Genomic DNA, 23,076 nt, shown 5'->3' with positions numbered 1-23,076 from the left:
ATGAAGCGGGACCCTGCCGCGATCCTCGCCGCCTGGCCTGGGACGCATCGGCCGATGCTCCTGTGGCTCTTGTGCGAGTAGCCTTCGGCCATGTGCCGCAAGCCGGTTGGCGGAGGTCCGGGCCTCTTGGTCCGGGCAGGGGTGTGAACCGCTTCCGAACTGTTCGAGCGCCGTGCCTTGCTCCGGCCGCGCCGACGAGCCTTGCGACCCGCCGAGGGATGGGTGAAAGTGCCAGCTTCGCGCTTCCCGACCTTCCGTCTGCCCCCCGCGCAGAGCGGAAGACAGGGGCGGACGTGTAACCTATATGGTTCTTTTTGTCAAGGTTGGGAGATGTAGGACTGGCGCCCGGCGGGTCCTATTTGGGACGCAAAAACCGGGCCTTCGATCATATAGCCGAAAAGCGTTCGATATCGGCGATCCTGCCTGACACCACCAGTTCGTCGTCGGGGAAAATAATGGTGTCCGGGATCGCGTGAATGAAGTTTTCGCCTTCGCGTTTCACCCCCACGACCGTGACCTCGTACTTCTTGCGGCACTGGCTGGTGACCAGCGGCAAGCCCACGATCGGTTCGGGGGCCTTGAGCCTGGCGATAGCGAATTCATCCCCGAAACCGATAAAATCGAGCAGGCGTTCGTTGAGCAGATGCGCGACGCGCTCCCCCATGCGCTGTTCGGGAAACACGACGTGCTGCGCCCCGGTCCGTTCGAGAATGCGAGCATGCTTCTCATTCGTGGCCTTTGCCCAGATGTTCGCCAGGCCAAGATCGGACAGGGCCAGCACGGTCAGCACACTGGCTTCGATATCGGTTCCGATCGCGACCACGGCGGCGTCGAAATCGGCCACCCCCAGTTTTTCCAGCGTGGCCATGGCCGTACAGTCGGCCTCCACCGTCCGTGTTAGTTCACTTGCGAAATCGTGGACCAGGCGCTCATCGACATCCGCGCCCAGAACTTCGTGACCCATGCGTTCGAGCGTTTGCGCCACCGCGCCGCCGAAGCGGCCCAGCCCGACGACGAGCACTGGCTTGCGATTTTTATCCGACAATCGGGTTCTCCTCGGGATAGCGATAGGGCCGCTCGCGGTTGCCCAGCGCGAGCGCGGTCGCGACCGTTATGGTTCCAACGCGGCCGATAAACATGAGAATGCACAGCACGACGAGCGCCGATGGCGGCAGATTGGCCGTAATCCCGGTCGACAGACCCACCGTGCTGAAGGCGGAAATGCATTCGAACAGGATATCGCCGAGGGGAATGTCGGATATCGAGGCGATATAGGTCGTCGCGGCGAAGACCAGCGCCGCCGCAAGCACTGCCACCGACAAGGCCTGCCGCTCGATCGCCCGGCCGAAGCGTCGCTGGAACAGCCCGGCATCGCGGCGGCCAAGCACCTCGGACAAGACGATGGCGAACAGCACGAGAAAGGTCGTGATCTTGATGCCGCCCGCCGTGCCCGCGCTGCCGCCGCCCACGAACATCAGCAGGTAATTCATCATCAGTGTCTCGTCATGAAAGGCACCGACGTCGAGGCTATTGAATCCCGCCGTCCGCGGCATGACGGAATGGAAACCGGCATTCAGCAGCTTCGCGCCAACGCCCATCGGCGCGAGCGTATCGGGATTGCTCCACTCCATCGCCAGAATGGAGAAGAAGCCGACGGCCAGCAGGGCAGCCGTGCCTGAAATGGTGATCTTCGTGTGAAGCGACCATCGCCTCCAGCGCAGGCGGTGTTGCCGGATATCCTGCATGACGGGAAAACCAAGGGCCGACACGATCACGGACACCATGATCGGAACGAGAATGACGGGATCCACCTGAAAGCTCATGACGCTGTCGGAAAAGCTGGAGAAGCCGGCGTTGTTGAAGGCGCTGATCGAATGAAACAGCCCATGCCACGCGGCTTCGGCAGCGCTCATATCGTATCCGGCGGCAAAACGGATCGCGAGCACCAGTGCCACGGCCGCCTCCATGGCGACGGTAATTGACAGGATGAGTTTCAGGACCGACGCCGCGTTTCCGGTGTCCAGCAGGCTGCGTTCCACCTGCGTCGCCATCCGGTCGCGTAGTCCGAACCCTCGTCCTGCCATGAGGCCGAAGAGGGTTGCCGCCGTCATGATGCCGAAGCCGCCGATCTGAAACAGGATCATGATCGTCGCCTCTCCGAAGCGCGACCAGTAGACCGGGGTGTCCACCACGATGAGCCCCGTCACGGCCACTGCCGAGGTCGAGGTGAAAAAGGCAACGAGCAGCGGTGCGCGCGAACCGTCCGCCGTGGCGATCGGCAGACTGAGCACGATGGTTCCGACCAGTATCAGGGCCAGGAAAAGCAGAGGTATAAGGCGAATCGGATCGCGCGATGCGAACATGGATCGGCCCATGCTCGCAGGCTCATGATCGGTAAAGCGGGAACGCGCGCCTTGGGGGCACGAGGCTCCCAAAGTCCGTGGCTAGCTAGGGACCCAGCCTCAGCTCTGGCGGCGCGACATGAAGGCGAGGCGTTCGAACAGCATCACGTCCTGTTCGTTCTTGAGCAGCGCCCCGTGCAAGGGGGGAATCGCGCTGTGCGGGTTCTGGTCCTGCAGGACTTCCACCGGCATGTCCTCGTTCAGCAGCAGCTTCAGCCAGTCGAGCAATTCGCTGGTGCTGGGCTTCTTCTTGAGCCCGGGCACCTCGCGGATTTCGTAGAAGACGTCCATCGCCTTCTTCACCAGCTGCTTCTGGATGCCGGGGAAGTGGACATCGATGATCGCCTGCATGGTCTCGCGATCGGGAAACTTGATGTAGTGGAAGAAGCACCGGCGCAGGAAGGCGTCCGGCAGTTCCTTCTCGTTGTTGGAGGTGATGATGACGATCGGGCGTTCCTTCGCCGCGATGGTCTCGTGCGTTTCGTAAACGTCGAACTGCATGCGATCGAGCTCGGTCAGCAGATCGTTGGGGAATTCGATGTCCGCCTTGTCGATCTCGTCGATCAGCAGCACGGGAAGCTCGGGGCTGGTAAAGGCCTCCCACAGCTTGCCCTTCTTGATGTAGTTGGAAATGTCATGGACGCGTTCGTCGCCCAGCTGGCCGTCGCGCAGGCGGGCCACGGCATCGTATTCATACAGGCCCTGATGCGCCTTGGTCGTGGACTTCACGTTCCATTCGATCAGCGGGGCGCCCATCGCTTCGGCGACTTCGGCGGCCAGCACGGTCTTGCCGGTGCCCGGCTCCCCCTTGACCAGCAGAGGCCGGCGCAAGGTGACCGCGGCGTTGACCGCCACCTTCAGATCCTCGGTCGCCACATAGCTGCTGGTGCCTTCGAAACGCTGGGTCATAGTTCGTCCTGTCGCCTGTCCTGTCGGTTTCCGTTTGCAATCGGTTAGGGGGCGGCAACCGATTGGGCAAGGGTTGCCCGCTCAGGCGGCGTCGAGCGAAGCTATCTGCCCCTCTAGCCCGCGTGCGGCGCGGAGATTGAGCCACGCGACGAAGGCGAAGAAGGCTACGGTTCCCGCCATCGGTGCCCACACGCCCTGGATGGCGACCGTCCAGCCCCGGGTCTGGGCTACGCCCACGATGACCGTCGCATAGATGGCGGCCATGCCGGGCAGCAAAGGTGCGAGATAGCGCTTCGGCACCGCGCGCAGAAGATCGCGTTGACGCACGTACTGCGCACGCAGGTGGTCGCGGCAACTGACTTCGGGTTCTCGGCGCAGGTTCAGGCCGTCCTTGAACAGCCAGCCTATGATCGCCAGCGTGCCCGCGATGATCATGGTACAGCCTGCTACCATCCCCCACATACCGATGTAACCCGCAGCAATGGCTCCGGTGGCAAACAGAGGGATGATCAGCCCAGCGGCGGCGAATTCGATCAGGTTGCGGCGGCGGATCGTTCGTTCGAAACGCGTGGCACGCGCCGCGCACCGCTGGGGATCGTCAAACGCAGCATCGGTGGCGATCGCATTCCAGCCATCGAAACCCTTGTCGTCAGTCATCGGAAGTCTCCTTGTGAGGATCGGTAAAGTGGGCGGACAAAAGCGATTTCAGGCGATGCACGCGGGTGGAGACGGCATCGGCGCTGAGGCCGGTCACCTCGGCGATATCCGCTCCCGTCTCCCCCTCCAGCCACAGCAACATCACTTGCCCGTCCAGGGTGGGGAGCACCCTGATCAGAGCGCGGGCGCGTGCCAGGGCATGGTTTTCGGCCGCGTCCGCCTCCGGATCGGCAGGGCCGGGCAGCTCGTCGATCTGTTCCAGTGGGACGGGTGCCGGTCGCCGCGACGCGCGCAGCCGATATTCGGCCGCGACGTTGTGCGCGACCCGATAAACCCAGGTCTTCAGCGCGCACTTGCCTTCGAAGCGCGCGAGGCTGCGCCACAGTTCGCAATGGATATCCTGTTCGAGCTCGCGCGCGCTGTCCAAGTCGCGCTCCATCGCCCGCGCGAGCCGTGCGATGGCAGGGGCAAATTGCTTGCCGGCCTCGCGATAAAGGGTGTCCTGTTGTCCTGCCATGCTCCATTAGTCCGTCCGCGCCGGGATTTCTCACGGCGTGACCGATTTTTTTGCTTAAGCGGGAGAAGCCGCCATGCCCACCCAGACCGTCACCATTCCCACCGCGCGCGGCTATACGCTCGCGGGATCGCTGGAAGAGCCCGTGGGGCTGGTCCGCGGCAGCGCGATCTATGCCCATTGCTTCACCTGCACCAAGCAAAGCCGCGCCGCAGTGGAAGTGTCGCGCGCACTGGCGCGGGAAGGAATCGCGACGCTGCGGTTCGACTTTTCCGGGCTGGGCGGCAGTGGCGGCGATTTCGGCCGCGCGGGCTTTGCCAGCGATATCGAGGATCTGATCGCCGCCGTCGGTTACCTGTGCGAAAGCTACGGGGACGGGGTGCTGATGGTGGGCCACAGCCTGGGTGGGGCGGCGGTGCTGGCGGCGGCGGAGATGCTGGAGCATGGAAAGGCGGCGGCGGTCGCGACCATAGGCGCTCCGGCGGACGTGCCGCATGTGCTGGGCAATATCCACGGCGACCTCGCCGCCATCGAGCGCGACGGATCCGGCGAGGTCGAAATCGGCGGACGCCGCTACAATCTCTCACGCGAGTTCCTGGAAAAGACCGAGACCATCGATCTGCTGGCCGAGGTGGCGCGCCTGCGCGTGCCGGTGATGCTGTGCCATTCGCCAACCGATGAAACCGTGGGGATCGAGAACGCAGGCCGGCTGTTCGAGGCGGCCAAACATCCCAAGAGCTTCCTCAGCCTGGCGGGCGCGGACCACTTGCTGCTCGATCCCGCCGACGCCGATTTTGCCGGGAGGATGATCGCGAACTGGGCGCAGCGTTATATGCCGCTGCGGGAAAACTGGCCGCTGCCCGAGGACGGGGTCACCATCGGCTCGGGCAACGGCAGGTTCGGGGTGGAGGTCCATACCCGCAGCCATGCCTTCGTGGCCGACGAACCGCGCAGCGTGGGAGGAGACGATGCGGGCCCCACCCCCTACGATCTGCTGCTGAGCGCGCTCGGCACCTGCACCGCCATGACCATGAAGCTCTACGCGGTCCGCAAGGGCTATCCGCTTGACCACGTCCGCGTGGACGTGCGGCACGAGCGCGATCACGTTCCTGACGGGGACTGCCATGAACAGGCCATGGAAACGGGTGACAAGGTGCAGGCGCTGTATCGCAGCATCGCGCTAACCGGCCCGGACCTGACCGAAGAACAGCGCGCGAAGATCGTGGCCATCGCGGACAAATGCCCCGTCCACCGCACACTGGAGGGAGAATTGCATATTCATACGGAAGAGGGGGCGGGGTAGACCCGCCGCTGCCTCCAGGAAAAGTGGTCCCGCCGGGGTTGAAGCTTACGCCGCGCGGCTGCGGCGGATTGCCATCCGGAACGATGTGCCGCGCGGGGCGGCAATGTTTTCAAGCTGGCTGTCGAGCGAGCGGGTGACCGCATTGACGATCCGCATGCCCATGCCGCTGCCCGTTGCAGGCGCCGTCGCGTCAAAGCCGCTGCCATCGTCGCTGACGCTCAGCGTGTAGCCATCGCCGGCCTCGCGCAGCTCGATCAGGATCCGGCCCCCGCCACTGTCGGCAAAAGCGTATTTCGCCGCGTTGCTGACCAGTTCATTGACCACGACCCCCACCGATACCGCCTGATCGGGGTTCACCTCGATATGATCGGCCTGAAGTTCGATGGTGAGCGGTCTGTCCGCCTTGTCGAGGCTCATGCGCAGTTCCTCGACCAGTGTCCCGAGATAGTCGTCGAGATCGATGGTCGACAGATCTTCGCGGGTGTAGAGCCTGTGATGAACCTTGCTGATCGCCTGGATGCGGTTCTGCGTCGCCTCCAGCGCATCGCGCGCCCCCGCGTCCTGAGTCTGCCCCGCCTGCATGGCGACGAAGCTCAGCACCATCTGCAAGCTGTTCGACACACGGTGATGAACCTCGCGCACGAGCATTTCGAGCCGCTCGTTCGCGATCCTGAGATCGGATTCCGCCTGCCGCTTCTCGCGTTCAAGCTGATCACGCAGAAAAGCCTGGCGGAACCGGCTCGCCAGCAGATCGAAGAAGCTTTCGCCCACCGTCTTGACCACGAAATCGGAGGCCCCGGCGTGGATCGCGTCCACGGCCATGGACGTATCGTCGTTACCGGTCACGAAAACGACCGGGGGCGGATCGGGCAGGGCCATGATCTCGTCCAGCATTTCACGCCCGCTCTTCTCGGGCATGTGATTGTCCACGGCGACAAGATGGAAGCCGCCCTCTTTCAAGAGCGCCATGCCTTCATCGGCCCCGGCGGCGGTGGTCACCGAGAAGCCACGCCTTTCCAGCGCCCGTTCGACGAGACGCCGCAGACCGGCGTCGTCGTCGACGTATAATATGCGATTGACCGCGTTCAGGTGTTCGCCTCCGGCACCTGGATCACCGACAGGAACAAGCCCAGCTGGCGGATGGCATCGGAAAAGCTTTCGTAATTCACCGGCTTGGTGATGTAGACGTTGGCGCCCAGATCATAGCAGCGCTCGATCTCCACCTTGTCGTCCGTGGTAGTCAGCACCACCACGGGCGTGCGGTGCAGGCATTCGTGGCTCTTGATCTTTTCAAGGATCTGCGTGCCGCTCATGTCCGGCAGGTTGAGGTCCAGCAGGACCAGCGCAGGTCCGCTATGGCAGGGGCCGGCAGGATCGTCGAACAGATATTCGAGCGCCTTGGTCCCCTCGACGAAGTGGGTAATGTCGTTGCTGATCCCGGCGCGCCGGATGTTTTTCTCGATCAGGCGGGCATGGCCTTCATCGTCCTCGATCATGATGATCGAGACAGGGTTGTGAGACATCATAATCAGGCCGGCTCCGCTGCGACAAATCGTTCCGGCAAAATCAACGTGAATCGCGCGCCCTCGCCAAGCTGCGATTCGACATTGACCGTGCCTCCCAAGCGATAGGCGAGGGCGCGTACATTTGCCAGCCCCAGACCTTCGCCAGGCTGGTCTTGTGTACCGGCACGCCTGAACAGATCGAAAATGCGATCGTGATCTTCCGGAGCGATACCGCGTCCGTTGTCGATCACGGCAATTTCGACCCTGCCCATGCTCCGGCGCCCTTCGACCCGAACCTCGCCCGCGCGGGCGGGGCTGAGATATTTGAGAGCGTTCTCTATCAGGTTCGACAGGATCTGCTCCACCGCGATACGGTCGCTTTCGAGGGGCGGGATCGCGTCTACGCTGACAGTGGCGCCCGCATCGTCTGCGCGCTGCTTCATGGTGGAGGCAACCGCCTTGGTGAGCGCAGTCATGTCGAGCTGCTCGGGATTGAGCGTTCGACGTCCCTGGCGCGACAGTTCGAGGATCGAATTGATGAGCCGATCCATTTTCTCGGTCGATGTGCGGATGAACTCCAGCGCTTCCGGCAGATCTTCTTCCACCGCTAGCCAGGCATCCTGGTTCTTGAGCTCGGGATGATCGTCATAGAGCTTCGTCAAATAGCCGTGCAACGTCTTGCGCGCGGCATCCATTTCCGCGGTAAAGCCCAGCACGTTGACCAGCGGAGATCGCAGATCGTGGCTGACGATATAGGCGAAGCGCTGTATTTCCGCATTGGCGCGCGTCAGTTCGGCCGTGCGCGCCTCCACCGCGTCTTCCAGTCCTTCGTTGGCACGCTGCAACCGGGCCTGTGCTGCGGTGAGATCGCGATTGTAGCGGGTCACCAGCACGATGACCGCGATCATCACGAGCACCAGGAGGGCCAGCGAACCACCGGCGGTGATATAAAAGGATTGCAGCGAATTGAACTGGTTGCGGGACCGCTGGATGAGGAGACTTGCCTCGATATCGTTCATGCCGGCGATGACTTGGCGAATCCGCCGGGTGATTAGCGTGCCGGGTTCGGAATCGAGATCGGCAGCCTGCAATTCCGCGCGGGCGGCGGCGGGCGAGGCGAACATGGCGGCTAGCATTGCACGGCGCTCTGCGCTCAGTTCTTTCAGAACACCGACGTTTTCGAGCTGCTCCGGATTGTCCGACACCATGCGTTCGATCACGGCCAGAGTGCGGTCAAAATTTTCCTGGGTGGTACCCAGATTGCTACGGAAGACGGGGTCGGGCTGGATGATGAAGCCGCGCCGGGCGGTCTCGATCCGCTCGGCATATCCGTTGAGGGTGCCCAGATCGTTCTGAACCTCCAGCGTATGGTCGACCAGTTCGTTGTCTTCGCGGGCGGACGTCATCGTCTGGACGGCGGCGATCAGCGTGACGACCAGCATCAGCGCGCCAAGCGCTACCAGCGCCGCGATGATCTTGCGGCCACGCGATTCGTAGCGCTCCTGTGCGCGAGCGAAACCTTCAGGCATCAATCAGATCCCGGTCCAGCTCGCCAGCGCGGTTCTGGATGAAGTTGAAGCGGTGTTCGGGATTGCGGCCCATAAGCTGGTCGACCAGTTCCTTTACCATCGCGCGCTGTTCGAACTCGGGCGGCAGCGTAATGCGGATCATGCTGCGGCTGTCGGGTGACATGGTGGTCTCGCGCAATTGCTGCGGGTTCATTTCGCCGAGACCTTTGAAGCGGGAAACCTCCACCTTCTTTCCCTTGAACACGCTCGCCTCCAGCTCGGCGCGGTGCGCCTCGTCGCGCGCATAGCGGCTCTCCTTCCCCGCCGTCAGCCGATAAAGCGGCGGCTGCGCCAGATAGAGATGACCCTGGCGCACCACCTCGGCCATTTCCTGGAAGAAGAACGTCATCAGCAGGGTGGCGATATGCGCGCCGTCGACATCGGCGTCGGTCATGATCACGATGCGATCGTAGCGCAGGTTTTCCGGGTCGCAGTCCTTGCGCGTGCCGCACCCCAGGGCCAGGATCAGGTCGGCGATTTCCGCATTGGCGCGGATCTTGTCGGCGGTCGCGCTGGCGACGTTGAGGATCTTCCCCCGGATCGGAAGAATCGCCTGCGTCTTGCGGTCGCGCGCCTGCTTGGCGCTGCCGCCCGCGCTGTCACCCTCGACGATGAATAACTCGGTCTCGCCCGATCCTTCGCCGCTGCAATCGGTCAGCTTGCCGGGCAGGCGCAGCTTCTTGGCGTTGGTCGCGGTCTTGCGCTTGACCTCCCGCTCGGCCTTGCGGCGCAGGCGCTCGTCCATCCGCTCCATCACCTGGCTCAGCAGCGCCTTGCCGCGATCCATGTTGTCGGACAGGAAATGGTCGAAATGATCGCGCACCGCATTTTCGACCAGCCTTGCGGCCTCAGGGCTGGTCAGGCGGTCCTTGGTCTGGCTCTGGAAACTCGGTTCGCGGATGAAGATGCTCAGCATCACCTCGGCGCCGTTCATGATGTCGTCGGCGCTGATATCCTTTGATTTCTTCTGCCCGACGAGCTCTCCAAAGGCGCGCAGTCCCTTGGTGAGCGCGGCGCGCAGCCCCTGCTCGTGTGTGCCGCCATCTGGCGTTGGCACGGTGTTGCAGTACCAGCTTGTCGATCCTTCGGACCACAGGGGCCAGGCGATCGCCCATTCCACGCTGCCCTGAGATACGCCGTCGTCGCTGTCCGGAAAATCCTGCTTGCCGGCGAAGGGCTGGGCGGTGGCACATTCGCGGGTGCCGATCTGTTCGGCGAGATGATCGGCGAGGCCGCCGGGAAACTTGAACACCGCCTCTTCGGGGACCTCTTCCGAAGCGAGGGACGAAGCGCATTTCCAGCGGATTTCTACGCCGGCAAACAGGTAGGCCTTGGACCGGGCCAGCTTGAACAGCCGTTTGGGGCTGAACTTGCGGTCGCCGAATATCTCGGTGTCGGGGACAAAGCTGACCGTGGTACCGCGCCGGTTGGGGGTGGGCCCCAGTTCCTGGATCGGGCCCTGCGTTTCCCCGCGCGAGAACTCCTGCGCGTAGAGCTGCCGGTCGCGGGCCACTTCCACGCGGGTTTCGCTGCTCAGCGCGTTGACGACGCTGACGCCCACGCCATGCAGGCCACCGCTGGTGGCATAGGCCTTGCCGGAGAATTTGCCGCCCGAATGCAGCGTGCCCAGGATCACCTCCAGCGTGGACTTGCCGGGGAACTTGGGATGCTCTGCCACCGGCATCCCGCGCCCGTTATCGGCGATGGTGATGCGGTTGCCTTGATCCAGCCTGACCTCGATCCGCGTGGCATGCCCCGCCACCGCTTCGTCCATCGCATTGTCCAGCACTTCGGCAACCAGATGGTGCAGCGCCCGGTCGTCCGTCCCGCCGATGTACATGCCCGGGCGTCGGCGCACCGGCTCCAGCCCCTCCAGAACCTCGATGGAGGAGGCATCGTAATCGCCGCTTGATGCCGGGGTGTTGGCGAAAAGATCGTCTGACATTCGCAAGCTATGCGTTGGGGCAGGTTGCGCGGCAAGATGCCTCAGCTTTTTTTGCATAGCACTTGGCCGGGCGAACCACCGACAACCCCCATTGCCGCGCAAGTAAATTGCCCAAAATCAAATAATTTTTCGCAGAACTTGCCAGATCGTGGTTAACCGGTATCAATAACTGACATGAGTCGGCAGTCAGTCGACCGCATAGGGGGAGTTCGTAAGCAAAAAGGGTATTTAACCAAAGGGGGTTTGCACATGAAAAGACTTGCACTTAGCGCTATGGCTACTTTCGGCGCCATTGCCTTACCAACGGCAGCCAGCGCAGCCACACTCGTCGTCGATGTGACCGGAACCGAAAGCTACGCGGCCTTCGGCTCGCCCAGCAACACGGTCCGCACCTACGATATCGGCGCGAATTCGCGGATCACGGGGGTTTCCTACAACGTCACGATCACAGCGCTCTCGCCCAGCTGGCTGTCAGAAGCCAGGCTAGCATTTACAAACACCAACCTCGACGGTGTTTTTCTGACACCCGGATTTCAAGATACCGATTCAGGTACGATGACCTACGTCAGTTCTGCGGATCTAGTGGCTCTGGATCTGGACTTCGCCGTAGCTTCCGACGGTATCCTGCGGCTGGAATATTACGAAAGCTTCACCGACGGACTGTCGCCGGATGCAGTCTGGGATAATGGGACGATTACCTTTACCTATGAGGCACTGGCCGAAGGTGTGCCCGAGCCATCGACCTGGGCGATGCTGATCCTGGGCTTCGGAGCGGTCGGCGGAGCCATGCGCAGCCGGCGTCGCGTGAACATGCAGGTGTCGATGGCCTGATCGAAGGCATTGCCCTGAAATGAAAGCCTCGCCGGTCGTCCGGCGAGGCTTTTTGCTATCGTCGAAACTCCAACCCGATCGCGCGATAGCAGATGCGACGGCAAGCAATCAGGCCGCGCAAGATCGCGACCTCACGGCCATTACTAGAACCGTGAGGGGGCCTGATCGACCACGGTCACGCTGCCGTTGCGCACTTCGCGGACCTCCATCGCGCGTTCGACGATACCATCCCGGCCAAAGCGGAAAGCGCCGTCGAGGCCCAGAAATCCGCCCGTATCGCGCAGCTTGTCGAGCGGGAAGGGGCGCCCGGGCTTCCAGTCTCTGGCGATATTGAGCGTCAGCAGAACGGCATCGTATCCCAGAGTGGATATCCTGTAAGGGGCGCCGCCAAAGCGCGCGGAATAGCTGTCGGAAAAGCGTTTGTACCGGCTATCCGAAACCGCCGAGAAGATTGCCCCCGACAACGCATTGCTGCGCGCGACCGAGGGGTCACCGCTCCACAATTCGGTGCCGATCAGCTGAATGCCCGGCGCCCGCAACTCCGCCGCGCCCTGCTCCGCCAGGCGCGGTCCGTCGGCCAGCAGAACGCTGTCGTAGCCCCCGCGCCCGCGCAATCGCCGCGCCGCGCTGACCACCGAAGTATTGCCCCGCGCATAGGTTTCCGATCCGGATACCCGGCCGCCATGGGTCGCCACCGCAGTACGTAGCGCCGCCGCCGCACGGGCGCCGTATTCACCCTCCGGCGCCAGGATCGCGAAGCTCTGCGATCCCTTGTCGCGGGCGTATTCCACGCTCCGCGCGATCGACTGTTCCGGCATCTGACCCATAAGGAACGCGTCGATGGAAGCCGCCTCAGTGTCGTTGGAAAAGGCGATAACCGGCAGGTTGGCCGGGCGCGCTACCGAGAGGACCTGTGACACATTATCGCCCATCAGCGGGCCGAGGATGATCTCATTGCCGTCCGAGACCGCCTTCTGCGCCGCCGCTCGTGCGCCGCCTGCGGTGTCGTAGGTGGTGATGCGCAGGTTGGATGCATTCGTGTCAAGCAGCGCCATGGTGCTGGCATTCGCGATGGATTGTCCGACCGCCCCGTTCGTGCCCGTGGTCGGGACCAGCAGAGCGACCCTGTGGCGCTCCTGATCCGCCGGCAGTCCCGTGGCCGAAGGCGTGGGCGTGGGGGTGGTTTCCACCGGACCGCTGGTTTGCGCTCCCTTGGGTATGACCGCGCAGGCCCCCAGAAACATCGATAAACCGCCCACGGCCAAAGCCCGGCGGGTGATAGCCATTGCCCTCATACTTGCTGCGTCCCTTGTCCCTGGTCCATGAAGCCCGGTGTGAGCAACAACGCCCCGCCTGACGGCCCTCTTGCCCCCGGCCTCTACATCGTGGCAACGCCGATTGGCAACTTGGGTGATATCACCTTGCGCGCGATCGAGACGCTGCGCCGCTGCGATGGCGTTGCCTGTGAGGATACGCGGGTCACGGGCAAGCTGCTGAAGCATCTCGGCATCTCGAAACCGATGTGGCGCTATGACGATCACGCCGAACAGCGCGATCGGGAGCGGCTGATCGAATCGATGCGTACCCGCGCGGTCGTGCTCGTCAGCGATGCCGGCATGCCGCTGGTAGCCGATCCGGGCTTTCGCCTGGTCAACGCGGCGCGCGGGGAGGGGATAGCGGTCACGGTCATCCCGGGTCCCAGCGCCGTGATAGCCGGTCTCGCGCTATCGGGTCTGCCCAACGACCGCTTCCTGTTCGCCGGGTTTCTGCCCGCCAAGGACAAGGCTCGTCGCGACACGTTGGAGGCGCTTGCAGGTATCGAGGCCACCCTCGTGTTCTACGAAACGGCGCCGCGCCTGCTCAAGTCGCTGGCCGCCATCGGGGAGATCATGCGTTATCGTGAGATTGTGGTGGCCCGGGAGTTGACCAAGCTGCACGAGGAATGTCGGCGTGGCCTGTCGGCAGGCCTCATCGCCTGGTACGAATCGCATCCTCCCAAGGGGGAGATCGTGTTGCTTATCGGACCGCCGGAGGATCACGGTCACGAGGAGATCGATCCCGACGCTTTGTTGCGCACGGCGCTGGAGGCGATGAAACCCTCCCAGGCCGCCGCGCATGTAGCGAAGGCCACCGGCCTCGAGCGGCGCGCGCTCTACGCCCGCGCGATGGAGTTGCAGCGCGAGTGAAGCGACAACTGGCCGAACGAAGCGGTCGCGAAGGTGAGCGCAGGGCAGCTCTGTGGCTGCGGGCCAAGGGCTGGTCGGTGCTGGCGAGCAGGGTGAAAACGCCGCGCGGGGAAATCGACCTGGTGGTCAAGCGCGGCGCCATCGTCGCCTTCGTCGAAGTGAAATGGCGAAGGAACAGGTCAGATCTGTACCTGGCGATCGACGAGCGACGTCTGGCGCGTGTCGCCGCTGCTGTCGAATGCGTGGCCCATGAGTATGCGCAAGATGGCGAGGACATCCGCATCGACGTGATCCTCCTTGCGCCCGGCACGCTCCCTCGCCACATCGCCAATGCCTGGATGCCCTAGGGAGTTAGCATGAGCTTGCGCATCGCCGTACAGATGGATCCTCTTGAAACCATCAAGATCGCCGGGGATTCCTCCTTTGCCCTGATGGAAGCCGCGCAGGCGCGTGGGCACAGCGTGTTTCATTACGACGTCGGCAGTCTTGCGTGGGAAAGCGACGGTTCGCCCGGTGGCCGCATAACCGCTCACGCCGCGCCGGTGCGTGTCCAGCGCGTGGAAGGCGATCATTTCTCCGCCGGGGAGCGCCGCCGCATCGATCTTGCCCGCGACATCGACGCTGTCCTGATGCGGCAGGACCCGCCATTCGATCTCGGCTACATCAGCGCCGCCTTCCTGCTTGATCGGCTGAAGGGCACCACTCTTGTGGTCAACGACCCACGCGAGGTCGTGAACGCCCCGGAGAAGATGTTCGTGCTCGATTACGCACGGTACATGCCCCCCACCATGATCGCGCGCCGTCTCGAGGATGTCAGGGCATTCCAGGAAAAGCATGGCGCGGTGGTCGTGAAGCCGCTTCACGGCAATGGCGGCAAGGCCATCTTCAAGCTCGACGCGGACGGAACGAACCTGTCCGCACTGTTCGAGGTCTTCAACCAAACCTGGCCCGAACCGCATATGGTCCAACCCTTCCTTCCGGAAGTGGCCGAGGGCGATAAACGCATCGTGCTGGTCGACGGCGAATTCGCCGGGGCCATCAACAGAAAGCCGGGGGAGGGCGAATTCCGGTCCAATCTGGCTCAGGGCGGATTTGCCGAAGCCGCCGGTCTTACCGCGCGGGAGGAAGAAATCTGCGCAGCGATGGGGCCGGAACTCAAGCGTCGGGGCCTGGTCTTCGTGGGCATCGACGTGATCGGCGGCAAATGGCTCACCGAGATCAACGTCACCAGCCCCACCGGCATCATGGCGATCGACCGGTTCAACGGCACCGACACCCCCGCCGCTCTGTGGGACGCGATCGAACGGCGCCACGCCGCGATGTAACAAAAGCGGGTGTCGCGCGTTGCGGGGGAATGGATGCCTTTATCGCTTCACTCGTAGCCAAGCTCGGCCTGCTTGGCATCGGCGTTCTGATGATGCTGGAAAATGTCTTTCCGCCCATGCCGTCCGAAGCGATCATGGGCGCGTCCACCCTCGCGATAAGGCAGGGAACGCTGTCCTTCTGGCCCGTCCTGATCGCGGCCACAATGGGGACGCTGGTCGGCAATTACTTCTGGTTCCGCATCGGGCAGAAGCTGGGATATGAGCGGACCAAGCCCTTCATCGAACGCTGGGGACGGTGGCTTACCGTGGAGTGGGAAGATGTTGAAAAGGCGTCCGTCTTCTTCCGCAAGCACGGCCACTGGGTGGTTCTGGTCTTGAGAGCTACGCCGTTCATGCGCACGATGATCAGCCTGCCCGCCGGGCTTGCTCATATGAAGCTCTGGAAATTCATGGTCTTTACCGCGATCGGCGCCGCCGCATGGAATGCTCTATTGATCGCGGGAACCCACTGGCTTGCGGACACTTTCGGCGCCGACAGCAATATCGTGTCCTGGCTTCTGATCGGCATTCTTGTCGTCGGAGTGCTGGGATATCTCTGGAGGCTGGCGACCTGGAAGCCGCGAGCCCAGCGCTGATCGCATTAATCTCTGCGCTCTCTGGGGTGCGCCATGCGAAATGTCTCCAGGAGCTTTGCCGCATCCACCTTGGTGTAGATCTGCGTCGAAGCGAGGCTCGCGTGACCGAGCAATTCCTGAAGACTGCGCAGGTCCGCGCCTTCGCCCAGCAGATGAGTCGCGAAGCTGTGCCGTAGCGCGTGGGGAGTGGCCGTATCGGGCAGACCGACCATTTTGCGAGCCCGTGCCACCGCCTTCTGCACCATCCCCTGTGAAAGAGCGCCCCCGCGCTCCCCGCGAAAAAGCGGCCCATCCTGGGTCAGCGGATAGGGACACGCCGCGACGTAAGCTTCTACGGCCTCGCTAACCACCGGAAGGATGGGGACAACCCGCTGTTTGCCGCCCTTGCCGGTTACCCGCAATACCGCGCCAAGGGGGAACTCGTGGCCGGTCAGCGACAGAGCCTCCGATATGCGCAGACCCGAACCGTAGAGAAGGAAGAGAACGGCGCGATCCCTTATGCCCGTCCAGGATGTCGGCTCAGCGACTTCATCGGCCAGCGCCATCGCCTCGTCCGGGGTTACCGGGCGGGGAATGCCCTTCTTGACGCGGGGGCCGCGCATGCGTGGCGCAGTGGCGCCTTCCATTCCGCATTGCTTGCCGGCAAATCCGATGAAGCCCTTGAGCGCGGAAAGTTCGCGAGCGGTCGAGGTGTTCGAAAGACCATCGGATCGCCGTGCCGCCAGATGGCTGCGAAGGTTTTTGGCGTCGATCCGGCTCACCTCGCGCCAGCTGCACGGTTCGTATCGGTCGAGCAATCGCGCCGCCGCTGCGACATAGGCGCGCACGGTATGCGGCGAGCGCCTGCGCCCGTCGAGCAGATGCGCGTGCCATTGTTCCAGGAAATCGGCCTTGGTCACGCGGGCAAGCGCTCGCTCGCGATGATTTCCCCCAGCAGGGCATCGAGCACCGGCATCCCGCGATCGGTTACGGCGATCCTGCTGCCCGCCCTCTCGAAAAGCCCGTTTTCCTGGTGAATCGCCAGCTTGCGCATGTCGACCAGATGGTCTGCGGGGATCGCGAACCGATCGGACAACGCCGCAAGATCGATGCCCTCGGCCAGTCGAAGACCCATCATCAATGCCTCTTCCGCCTGTTCGCGAGCGGGCAGGGCGCGTTCCACGCTCAGACCACTTCCCTGCTTAGCTATTGCCGCGAGATAGTTTTCCGGCTTCCGGTGGCGCTCGGTCGCCAAACCGGCCCGCCTCCCATGCGCCCCCGGTCCCACGCCAACGTAGTCGCCGTAGCGCCAATAGGTGAGGTTATGGCGGCTCTCGCAGCCGGGGCGGGCGTGATTGCTGATTTCATATGCGGGCAGGCCGGCACTGCTGGTGATATCGCGGGTCAGCGAGAACATATCCGCCGCGGCATCGTCGTCCAAAGGTATAAGCTCGCCGCGCCGAACGTCCGTGGCGAAGCGCGTACCCGGCTCGATCGTGAGCTGATACAGCGACAGATGTTCCGTTCCGAACGACAGCGCGTGATCGAGTTCCGTCTGCCAATCCGATGGCGATTGGCCGGGGCGGGCGTAGATAAGATCGAAGGAAACGCGCGAGAAGCTGCGCTGCGCGATCTCCAGCGCCGCAATGGCCTCGGCGGAATCGTGCAGCCGGCCGAGCATGCGCAGCACGGCATTGTCGAACGACTGAACGCCCAGCGAGACTCGGTTCACCCCGGCCAGCGCCAGGGATTCGAACTTCGCGGCCTCGACTGACGAGGGATTGGCCTCGAGCGTGATTTCGCAGTTCGGAGCGACGGGCCAATGGTCGCCCACCGCATCGATCAGCTCCGCCACCAGCCCCGGAGGCATCAGGCTCGGCGTGCCGCCCCCGAAAAACACGCTTCCCACCTCGGCATTCGGCAACAATGCGGCCTCGTGGGTCAGATCCTGCAACAGCGCGCTGCGCCACGCAGCCGTGTCGATCCCGTCCCGCACATGGCTGTTGAAATCGCAGTAGGGGCATTTTGCCAGACAGAAAGGCCAATGAAAATAGAGGGCAATCCGGTGCTGGGCGCTCATCGAAAATTCACTACCTGATTGGCATTTTGGCTTGCGTGGGTTTGATACGCAGATTCTACGGCACAAGTCGTGCCTTCTTGCTGCTTTTCAGCATGGGTGCCGCTGTAACGGCAAAGGCCGATCCAGTCGATACGAGCGGCTTTGCCGAAATTCCGCACACGCAACCGGAAGCGAGCCCTCAGGAACGCCTGCTTGCCCTCCACAACTCCGAAAGGCAGAGCCTCGGCCTCCCCGCGCTGACCTGGAATTCGCAACTGGCGAGGGACGCTCAGGGTTGGGCGAGCCAACTTCTCAAGCGCGGCGCGCTTCAGCATGCCACGCCTTCGGATCGGAAAGGCCATGGCGAAAACCTCTGGATGGGTACCGCCGGTGCATGGGACGTTGCGGGCATGGTGGAAATGTTTCTTGAAGAACGCCGCTATTTCCGCGAAGCCGCATTTCCCGACGTTTCGCTGACCGGTAACTGGACCGACGTCGGGCATTATTCGCAGATCATCTGGCGCGAGACGCGCGAAGTGGGTTGCGCGATCGACAGCGGCAACGGAATGGATGTGCTGGTGTGCCGTTACTATCCTGCCGGCAATGTCTTCGGCAGAACTCCCTACTGACCGAATTGTTCGGAAACCAGCTTGGCAAAGGCATCGGCGCGGTGGCTGATGCGGTGCTTTTCTTCGGGGTCCAGCTCGGCGAAGGTCCGGTCCGATCCTTCGGGCACGAACACCGAATCATACCCGAAACCCATGGTTCCGCGCGGCGGCCAGGTGAGCGAGCCCGGTGCGCGGCCTTCGTAGACCGCGTACTCTCCGTCAGGCCAGGCGAGCGCCAGAACGCAGTGAAAGGCGCAAGAGCGCGGAACGTCCTTGCCCATGCCCTGCAGCAGCCCTTCGACCTTGCCCATTGCCATAAACCAATCGCGTCCGGGCCGCCCTTCGAACCACTGCCGTTCCGCCCAGTCGGCGGTGTAGACACCCGGGCGCCCGCCCAGCGCATCGACGGAGATGCCGCTGTCGTCGGCCAAGGCCGCCATCCCCGAGCCTTCCGCCGCCGCCCGCGCCTTGATCAGCGCGTTTTCAACAAAGGTCGTGCCCGTTTCGGCCGGTTCGGGCAGCCCCAGCGACGACGCGCTGATGCAGCGAACGCCATGCGGCTCGAGCAGGGCCGAAATCTCTTTCAGCTTGCCCGCATTATGCGTGGCAATCACCAGCGAACCCGAACCGAGGCGTCGTGTCATCCCCGCACCGCCGCGCCTTGCGCTTCGAATATCCGGTCGCAGCCCATCCGCGCCAGACGCAGCAGACGAAGCAGGGCTTCCTCGTCATAGGGAGCACCTTCGGCGGTGGCTTGAGCCTCGGCGATCTTGCCCCCTTCGATCAGGACGAAATTGGCATCGGCCTCGGCGTTCGAATCTTCTGGATAGTCCAGGTCGAGCACCGGTGTGCCCTTGTAGATCCCACAGGAAATCGCCGCGACCTTGGCGGTAATCGGATCATCCTTGATGGCACCCGACTTCATCAGCCCGTCGACCGCGAGCCGCAACGCCACCCATGCGCCGGAAATGGACGCAGTGCGGGTTCCCCCGTCGGCCTGAATCACGTCACAATCGAGCACGATCTGGCGCTCGCCCAGCTTCTTGAGATCCACGACGGCGCGCAGGCTGCGCCCGATCAATCGCTGAATTTCCTGGGTTCGACCCGACTGCTTGCCGCGCGCCGCTTCACGATCGCCGCGGGTATGCGTTGCGCGGGGGAGCATCGAATATTCACCCGTAACCCAGCCTTCTCCCTTTCCGCGCAGCCATGGCGGAATGCGATCTTCGACGCTAGCAGTGCAAAGCACGCGGGTGTCGCCGAAAGAAATCAGGCAGGATCCCTCCGCATGGCGCGTGAACCCGGTCTCGATGGAGATAGCGCGCATCTCGTCGGGTGCGCGGCCGGAAGGTCTCATTGTATACTCCTGGATTGTCGGGCCGCATGAAAGCGCCCTGCGTCGCCCTGCCTGTGCGCCAAGGGGCTTGAGGCCGCAAGGGCATCGGCTACATAAATCCCATGGCTCCCACACCGCTCCCCGACCTGACCGATCGCGCCCGCGAGATTTTCCGGCGGGTAGTGGAGGGATATCTTGATAGCGGTCAGCCGGTCGGTTCCAAGGCACTTTCAGGCGAAGGCGGGGTAAATCTTTCCCCTGCCTCGATCCGCTCGGTGCTCGCCGAACTGGAAGGTCTGGGCTTGCTGGCCGCGCCGCATACCAGCGCAGGCCGGATGCCGACCGAAAGCGGTTTGCGGCTGTTCGTGGATGCGATGATGCAGGTGGGCGAGCCGAGCGAGCACGAACGCACCGCGATCGAGCAGCGGCTGAATGATTTCGGGCCGATCGAGCAGGCTCTCGAGAAGACGAGCACCCTGTTGTCGGACCTGTCCGGCGCGGCGGGCGTGGTCATGGTGCCGAAGCGCGAGCCGCGCCTTGCGCAGGTGCGGCTCATGCGGCTTGCTCCGGGCCGGGCGCTGGCGGTGCTGGTGGGCGAAGATGGCGCGGTTGAAAACCGGCTTTTCGAGACGGCTCCGGACGATGTCTCTCTGGACCAGGCAACGAATTATCTTCAGGATCGCTTCGCCGGCAAGACGCTGGGCGAAGCCGCCAGCGCTGTCGCCGCGGAGATTGCGAGCGGGCGAACCGCTCTCGACGCGGCCAGCGCCGATCTGGTCAGCCGAGGTCTGGCGATATGGAGCGAAGATGCGGCCGAACGGCCCGTTTTCATTGTGCGCGGTCAGTCGAATCTTCTCGACGCCAATGCATTGGGCGACATCGAACGGGTGCGCTCGTTGCTCGATGAGCTCGAGAATCGCCGTGCGCTGGCAAGCCTGCTGGAGCGCACGCGCGAGGCCGATGCGATGCGGATTTTCATCGGCAGCGAGAACCGCCTTTTCTCCTTATCGGGATCGTCGGTCATCGCCTCGCCCTATCGCGACCGGGAAGGTCGTGTCGTGGGCGTTCTGGGCGTCATCGGTCCCACGCGGTTGAATTACGCGCGAGTCGTGCCCATGGTGGATTTCACGGCCCGACAGCTGGGCAAACGATTAGGATAAGGTGGATTTTCGCACGTGATCGAAGACACGAAGGAATCGCAGCAGGACGACGCCGTCGCCAAGGAACTGGACGGTGTTCCGGCCGACATGATCGACGACGGGGATAACCCGGAAGAGGGCGGCGAAAGCCTGTCCGATGCGCTCGACAAGCTGAAGGGCGATCTGGATGCCGCCCGGCAGGACGTGCTTTACGCCCGTGCGGACATGCAGAACCTGCGGCGCCGCATGGAAAAGGAAGTGCAGGACGCCCGCAACTACGCCGCAACCGGCTTCGCCCGCGATGTTTTGAGCGTGGCGGACAATCTTGGCCGGGCCATCGAATCGGTCCCGGAGGATCTGCGAGAGGATGAACGCATGAAGCGTTTCATCACCGGTATCGAAGCCACGCAGCGAGAACTGGACAAGGTTTTCAGCCAGAACGGTATCACGCGCATTGCTGCCACGGGAATGCCACTGGACCCGAACCAGCACCAGGCGATGATGGAAATTCCGACCAACGATCATGAGCCCGGTACGGTGGTTCAGGAGATGCAGGCCGGTTACATGATCAAGGATCGTCTCCTGCGCCCGGCCATGGTCGGTGTCGCGAAGAAGCCCGATTGATCTTGCGGAGGGGAGGGATGCGGACAGTGGGGCCGGTCTTCGCGCTGGTTGCCGCTTGCGCGTTCGCCAGCCCGCTCGCAGCGCAGGATAAGGGAGCGGACGCAAGGCTGGAAGCACTGGCGGATGCCTATCAGGATTATCGATTGGCCGAATACGGGCTGATCGAGAACGCCGATGGCACGACCGACCAGGGGCCGAAGTTCTGGTCTGCCACCCCCGAAGCATTTCAGGCGCGGGCACGCCACGCGAAAGGAATGCTGGCGCAACTCGAGACCATCGAGAAAGCCGATCTCTCGCAGACTGCGCGCACCGACGCGACGGTCCTGCGGACCCTTCTGGAAACCGAGATTGGCGATGCGGCCTTCCGCGAGTGGGAGATGCCATTCAACTCGGACAGCGATTTCTGGAGCTATCTCGCACCGAGCCAGGGTTTCGACACTGTCGAGGAGTATGAGAGATACATTTCCCGCCTACGGGATTTGCCACGCTTTTTCGATGAGCAGATTGGCAATGCCCGGACAGGGCTGGCACGCGGTTTCTCGGTTCCGGCGGTGACGCTTGCGGGGCGGGACGCATCTATCGCGAGCTATGTGGTAGAAGATGCGAGGCAGAGCCCGTTTTGGCGACCGCTCGCCGATATGCCCGCGCGCATAGGTGCCGAGGATGCCGCGCGGCTGTCAAAGGACGCCGAAGCAGCGATCGCTGACAGCGTCACCCCTGCGTTCGCCGAGTTGCTGGCGTTCTATCGGGACGAATATTTGCCGAAGGCGCGCACCACGCTCGCGGCCGATGAAATGCCGAACGGCGCGGATTACTACCGCCAGCAGATCCGCGAATACACGACGCTGGATCTGGGGCCTGAGGAAATCCACGATATCGGTCTGGGCGAAGTGGCGCGCATTACCGAAGCCATGAAGGTGATCAAGGAAGAGGTGGGCTTTGACGGCACTCTTCCCGAATTCGTGACCTTCCTGCGGAGCGATCCCCAGTTCGTGGCGCGAACGCCGGACGAACTCATGGGCGTGTCATCCTATGTCGCCAAGCGCGTGGACGGTCAGCTCGACAGGTTTTTCGGTTTCCTGCCCCGACATCGCTTTACCATCCGGCCGGTCGATCCGTCGATCGCACCCTTCTATACTGCGGGTAGGGGCGGGTTCGATGCCTGCCAGATGAACACCTACGACCTGCCATCCCGTCCGCTCTACAATATCCCGGCGCTTACGCTGCATGAATGCGCGCCGGGGCACAGCTTTCAGATGAGCCTTGCCGTGGAGCGCCCCGATGCCCCCCGGTTCCGGCGTCGGACCTATTTCTCGGGCTTCGGGGAAGGCTGGGGCCTTTATGTAGAATATCTCGGCAATGAGATGGGCATTTATCGCACACCCTACGAGCGCTTCGGTCAGTTGAGCTACGAAATGTGGCGCGCCGCGCGGCTGGTGATCGATACGGGCATCCATCATTATGCTTGGACCCGCGAGCAGGCGATCGATTACCTCGCCCAGCGCACTGCTCTGTCGCAGCGCGAAGTCGAGACCGAGGTCGATCGCTATA

General features: G+C 63.1%; 24 protein-coding genes. 10 read left to right on the top strand and 14 right to left on the bottom strand.

Going from position 1 to position 23,076, the window contains the following annotated elements; translation table 11 throughout:
* Positions 1–385: 385 nt before the first annotated feature.
* From ACFDTG_RS12245 to ACFDTG_RS12225, 5 genes are all read right to left on the bottom strand, one after another.
* A complete protein-coding gene (locus ACFDTG_RS12245; RefSeq protein ID WP_375291332.1) occupies positions 386–1,045 on the bottom strand; it encodes a potassium channel family protein in 660 nt (219 codons plus the stop codon).
* A complete protein-coding gene (locus ACFDTG_RS12240) occupies positions 1,035–2,363 on the bottom strand; it encodes a TrkH family potassium uptake protein (RefSeq protein ID WP_375291331.1) in 1,329 nt (442 codons plus the stop codon). The genes ACFDTG_RS12245 and ACFDTG_RS12240 overlap by 11 nt, the downstream gene beginning before the upstream one ends.
* A gap of 99 nt (positions 2,364–2,462) precedes the next feature.
* Entirely contained in the window at positions 2,463–3,311 is an 849-nt protein-coding gene (locus ACFDTG_RS12235) for an AAA family ATPase (RefSeq protein ID WP_375291330.1), read from the bottom strand.
* 81 nt (positions 3,312–3,392) lie between these two features.
* On the bottom strand, positions 3,393–3,968 hold the full coding sequence (locus tag ACFDTG_RS12230; RefSeq protein WP_375291329.1) for a hypothetical protein: 576 nt from the start codon (positions 3,966–3,968) through the stop codon (positions 3,393–3,395).
* Entirely contained in the window at positions 3,961–4,485 is a 525-nt protein-coding gene (locus tag ACFDTG_RS12225; protein ID WP_375291328.1) for an RNA polymerase sigma factor, read from the bottom strand. Before ACFDTG_RS12225 ends, ACFDTG_RS12230 begins: the two co-directional genes overlap by 8 nt.
* A gap of 73 nt (positions 4,486–4,558) precedes the next feature.
* Between ACFDTG_RS12225 and ACFDTG_RS12220 the strand changes: the two genes are divergently transcribed.
* The gene (locus ACFDTG_RS12220; RefSeq protein ID WP_375291327.1) at positions 4,559–5,785 is read left to right on the top strand and encodes an alpha/beta fold hydrolase; all 1,227 of its coding nucleotides are present in this window, start codon (positions 4,559–4,561) and stop codon (positions 5,783–5,785) included.
* Positions 5,786–5,830: 45 nt separating this feature from the next.
* Here the strand turns inward: ACFDTG_RS12220 and ACFDTG_RS12215 are convergent, their stop codons facing one another.
* From ACFDTG_RS12215 to parE, 4 genes are read right to left on the bottom strand one after another with little or no spacing between them, the layout of a single operon-like run.
* Complete coding sequence (locus tag ACFDTG_RS12215) at positions 5,831–6,856, bottom strand: histidine kinase dimerization/phosphoacceptor domain -containing protein (protein ID WP_375291333.1); 1,026 nt, start codon at positions 6,854–6,856, stop codon at positions 5,831–5,833.
* A 14-nt stretch (positions 6,857–6,870) separates the two neighbouring features.
* Positions 6,871–7,311 carry a response regulator gene (locus tag ACFDTG_RS12210; protein WP_375291326.1) on the bottom strand — a complete coding sequence of 147 codons (441 nt, stop codon included), beginning with the start codon at positions 7,309–7,311 and terminating at the stop codon, positions 6,871–6,873.
* Between the two features lie 2 nt (positions 7,312–7,313).
* On the bottom strand, positions 7,314–8,819 hold the full coding sequence (locus tag ACFDTG_RS12205; protein ID WP_375291325.1) for an ATP-binding protein: 1,506 nt from the start codon (positions 8,817–8,819) through the stop codon (positions 7,314–7,316).
* Positions 8,812–10,803, bottom strand: a complete 1,992-nt coding sequence (gene parE, locus ACFDTG_RS12200) for a DNA topoisomerase IV subunit B (RefSeq protein WP_375291324.1) — start codon at positions 10,801–10,803, stop codon at positions 8,812–8,814. The genes ACFDTG_RS12205 and parE overlap by 8 nt, the downstream gene beginning before the upstream one ends.
* A gap of 249 nt (positions 10,804–11,052) precedes the next feature.
* On the opposite strand from parE, the gene ACFDTG_RS12195 reads away from it, so the two are divergent.
* The gene (locus ACFDTG_RS12195; protein WP_375291323.1) at positions 11,053–11,634 is read left to right on the top strand and encodes a PEPxxWA-CTERM sorting domain-containing protein; all 582 of its coding nucleotides are present in this window, start codon (positions 11,053–11,055) and stop codon (positions 11,632–11,634) included.
* A gap of 143 nt (positions 11,635–11,777) precedes the next feature.
* Here ACFDTG_RS12195 and ACFDTG_RS12190 read toward each other — a convergent pair whose 3' ends face one another.
* On the bottom strand, positions 11,778–12,920 hold the full coding sequence (locus ACFDTG_RS12190) for a penicillin-binding protein activator (RefSeq protein ID WP_375291322.1): 1,143 nt from the start codon (positions 12,918–12,920) through the stop codon (positions 11,778–11,780).
* 36 nt (positions 12,921–12,956) lie between these two features.
* Between ACFDTG_RS12190 and rsmI the strand changes: the two genes are divergently transcribed.
* The 4 genes from rsmI to ACFDTG_RS12170 are packed head-to-tail and all read left to right on the top strand — an operon-like array spanning position 12,957 to position 15,780.
* Complete coding sequence (gene rsmI, locus ACFDTG_RS12185; RefSeq protein WP_375291321.1) at positions 12,957–13,820, top strand: 16S rRNA (cytidine(1402)-2'-O)-methyltransferase; 864 nt, start codon at positions 12,957–12,959, stop codon at positions 13,818–13,820.
* A complete protein-coding gene (locus tag ACFDTG_RS12180; RefSeq protein WP_375291320.1) occupies positions 13,817–14,167 on the top strand; it encodes a YraN family protein in 351 nt (116 codons plus the stop codon). Before rsmI ends, ACFDTG_RS12180 begins: the two co-directional genes overlap by 4 nt.
* Positions 14,168–14,176: 9 nt before the next feature.
* Complete coding sequence (gshB, locus tag ACFDTG_RS12175; protein WP_375291319.1) at positions 14,177–15,145, top strand: glutathione synthase; 969 nt, start codon at positions 14,177–14,179, stop codon at positions 15,143–15,145.
* Between the two features lie 29 nt (positions 15,146–15,174).
* On the top strand, positions 15,175–15,780 hold the full coding sequence (locus tag ACFDTG_RS12170; RefSeq protein WP_375291318.1) for a DedA family protein: 606 nt from the start codon (positions 15,175–15,177) through the stop codon (positions 15,778–15,780).
* Positions 15,781–15,785: 5 nt separating this feature from the next.
* Here ACFDTG_RS12170 and ACFDTG_RS12165 read toward each other — a convergent pair whose 3' ends face one another.
* Together ACFDTG_RS12165 and hemW are read right to left on the bottom strand one after the other, a co-directional pair.
* Complete coding sequence (locus tag ACFDTG_RS12165; protein ID WP_375291317.1) at positions 15,786–16,679, bottom strand: tyrosine recombinase XerC; 894 nt, start codon at positions 16,677–16,679, stop codon at positions 15,786–15,788.
* On the bottom strand, positions 16,676–17,839 hold the full coding sequence (gene hemW / locus ACFDTG_RS12160; protein WP_375291316.1) for a radical SAM family heme chaperone HemW: 1,164 nt from the start codon (positions 17,837–17,839) through the stop codon (positions 16,676–16,678). Before hemW ends, ACFDTG_RS12165 begins: the two co-directional genes overlap by 4 nt.
* Positions 17,840–17,931: 92 nt before the next feature.
* Here hemW and ACFDTG_RS12155 point away from each other — a divergent pair, with 92 nt between their 5' ends.
* Entirely contained in the window at positions 17,932–18,447 is a 516-nt protein-coding gene (locus ACFDTG_RS12155) for a CAP domain-containing protein (RefSeq protein WP_375291315.1), read from the top strand.
* Here ACFDTG_RS12155 and rdgB read toward each other — a convergent pair.
* Together rdgB and rph are read right to left on the bottom strand one after the other, a co-directional pair.
* Complete coding sequence (rdgB, locus tag ACFDTG_RS12150) at positions 18,441–19,070, bottom strand: RdgB/HAM1 family non-canonical purine NTP pyrophosphatase (protein ID WP_375291314.1); 630 nt, start codon at positions 19,068–19,070, stop codon at positions 18,441–18,443. The two genes, ACFDTG_RS12155 and rdgB, sit on opposite strands and share 7 nt — an antisense overlap.
* Positions 19,067–19,783: a ribonuclease PH gene (rph, locus tag ACFDTG_RS12145; protein WP_375291313.1), complete on the bottom strand. Its 717-nt coding sequence runs from the start codon at positions 19,781–19,783 to the stop codon at positions 19,067–19,069. The genes rdgB and rph overlap by 4 nt, the downstream gene beginning before the upstream one ends.
* A gap of 101 nt (positions 19,784–19,884) precedes the next feature.
* Here rph and hrcA point away from each other — a divergent pair, with 101 nt between their 5' ends.
* The 3 genes from hrcA to ACFDTG_RS12130 form a co-directional block, all read left to right on the top strand.
* Complete coding sequence (gene hrcA, locus ACFDTG_RS12140) at positions 19,885–20,922, top strand: heat-inducible transcriptional repressor HrcA (RefSeq protein WP_375291312.1); 1,038 nt, start codon at positions 19,885–19,887, stop codon at positions 20,920–20,922.
* 15 nt (positions 20,923–20,937) lie between these two features.
* On the top strand, positions 20,938–21,525 hold the full coding sequence (gene grpE, locus ACFDTG_RS12135; protein ID WP_375291311.1) for a nucleotide exchange factor GrpE: 588 nt from the start codon (positions 20,938–20,940) through the stop codon (positions 21,523–21,525).
* Positions 21,526–21,542: 17 nt separating this feature from the next.
* A partial coding sequence (locus ACFDTG_RS12130; protein ID WP_375291310.1) for a DUF885 family protein occupies positions 21,543–23,076 on the top strand: 1,534 nt, incomplete at its 3' end.

Origin of the sequence: Qipengyuania sp., from assembly GCF_042095715.1 — a bacterium.
Lineage (GTDB): Bacteria > Pseudomonadota > Alphaproteobacteria > Sphingomonadales > Sphingomonadaceae > Qipengyuania.
Note: the sequence above shows the minus strand (reverse complement) of the source record. Positions and strands in the feature narration are given on the sequence as shown.

Bases quoted from the DNA above. Each gene is read 5' to 3' on its own strand.
- rph (WP_375291313.1), bottom strand. From the start codon at position 19,783: ATGAGACCTTCCGGCCGCGCACCCGACGAGATGCGCGCTATCTCCATC.
- ACFDTG_RS12155 (WP_375291315.1), top strand. From the start codon at position 17,932: ATGGGTGCCGCTGTAACGGCAAAGGCCGATCCAGTCGATACGAGCGGC.
- ACFDTG_RS12205 (WP_375291325.1), bottom strand. From the start codon at position 8,819: ATGCCTGAAGGTTTCGCTCGCGCACAGGAGCGCTACGAATCGCGTGGC.
- ACFDTG_RS12195 (WP_375291323.1), top strand. From the start codon at position 11,053: ATGAAAAGACTTGCACTTAGCGCTATGGCTACTTTCGGCGCCATTGCC.
- ACFDTG_RS12170 (WP_375291318.1), top strand. From the start codon at position 15,175: ATGGATGCCTTTATCGCTTCACTCGTAGCCAAGCTCGGCCTGCTTGGC.
- ACFDTG_RS12230 (WP_375291329.1), bottom strand. From the start codon at position 3,968: ATGACTGACGACAAGGGTTTCGATGGCTGGAATGCGATCGCCACCGAT.
- rdgB (WP_375291314.1), bottom strand. From the start codon at position 19,070: ATGACACGACGCCTCGGTTCGGGTTCGCTGGTGATTGCCACGCATAAT.
- hrcA (WP_375291312.1), top strand. From the start codon at position 19,885: ATGGCTCCCACACCGCTCCCCGACCTGACCGATCGCGCCCGCGAGATT.
- rsmI (WP_375291321.1), top strand. From the start codon at position 12,957: ATGAAGCCCGGTGTGAGCAACAACGCCCCGCCTGACGGCCCTCTTGCC.
- ACFDTG_RS12190 (WP_375291322.1), bottom strand. From the start codon at position 12,920: ATGGCTATCACCCGCCGGGCTTTGGCCGTGGGCGGTTTATCGATGTTT.
- hemW (WP_375291316.1), bottom strand. From the start codon at position 17,839: ATGAGCGCCCAGCACCGGATTGCCCTCTATTTTCATTGGCCTTTCTGT.
- parE (WP_375291324.1), bottom strand. From the start codon at position 10,803: ATGTCAGACGATCTTTTCGCCAACACCCCGGCATCAAGCGGCGATTAC.
- ACFDTG_RS12235 (WP_375291330.1), bottom strand. From the start codon at position 3,311: ATGACCCAGCGTTTCGAAGGCACCAGCAGCTATGTGGCGACCGAGGAT.
- gshB (WP_375291319.1), top strand. From the start codon at position 14,177: ATGAGCTTGCGCATCGCCGTACAGATGGATCCTCTTGAAACCATCAAG.
- ACFDTG_RS12225 (WP_375291328.1), bottom strand. From the start codon at position 4,485: ATGGCAGGACAACAGGACACCCTTTATCGCGAGGCCGGCAAGCAATTT.
- ACFDTG_RS12240 (WP_375291331.1), bottom strand. From the start codon at position 2,363: ATGTTCGCATCGCGCGATCCGATTCGCCTTATACCTCTGCTTTTCCTG.
- ACFDTG_RS12210 (WP_375291326.1), bottom strand. From the start codon at position 7,311: ATGATGTCTCACAACCCTGTCTCGATCATCATGATCGAGGACGATGAA.
- ACFDTG_RS12220 (WP_375291327.1), top strand. From the start codon at position 4,559: ATGCCCACCCAGACCGTCACCATTCCCACCGCGCGCGGCTATACGCTC.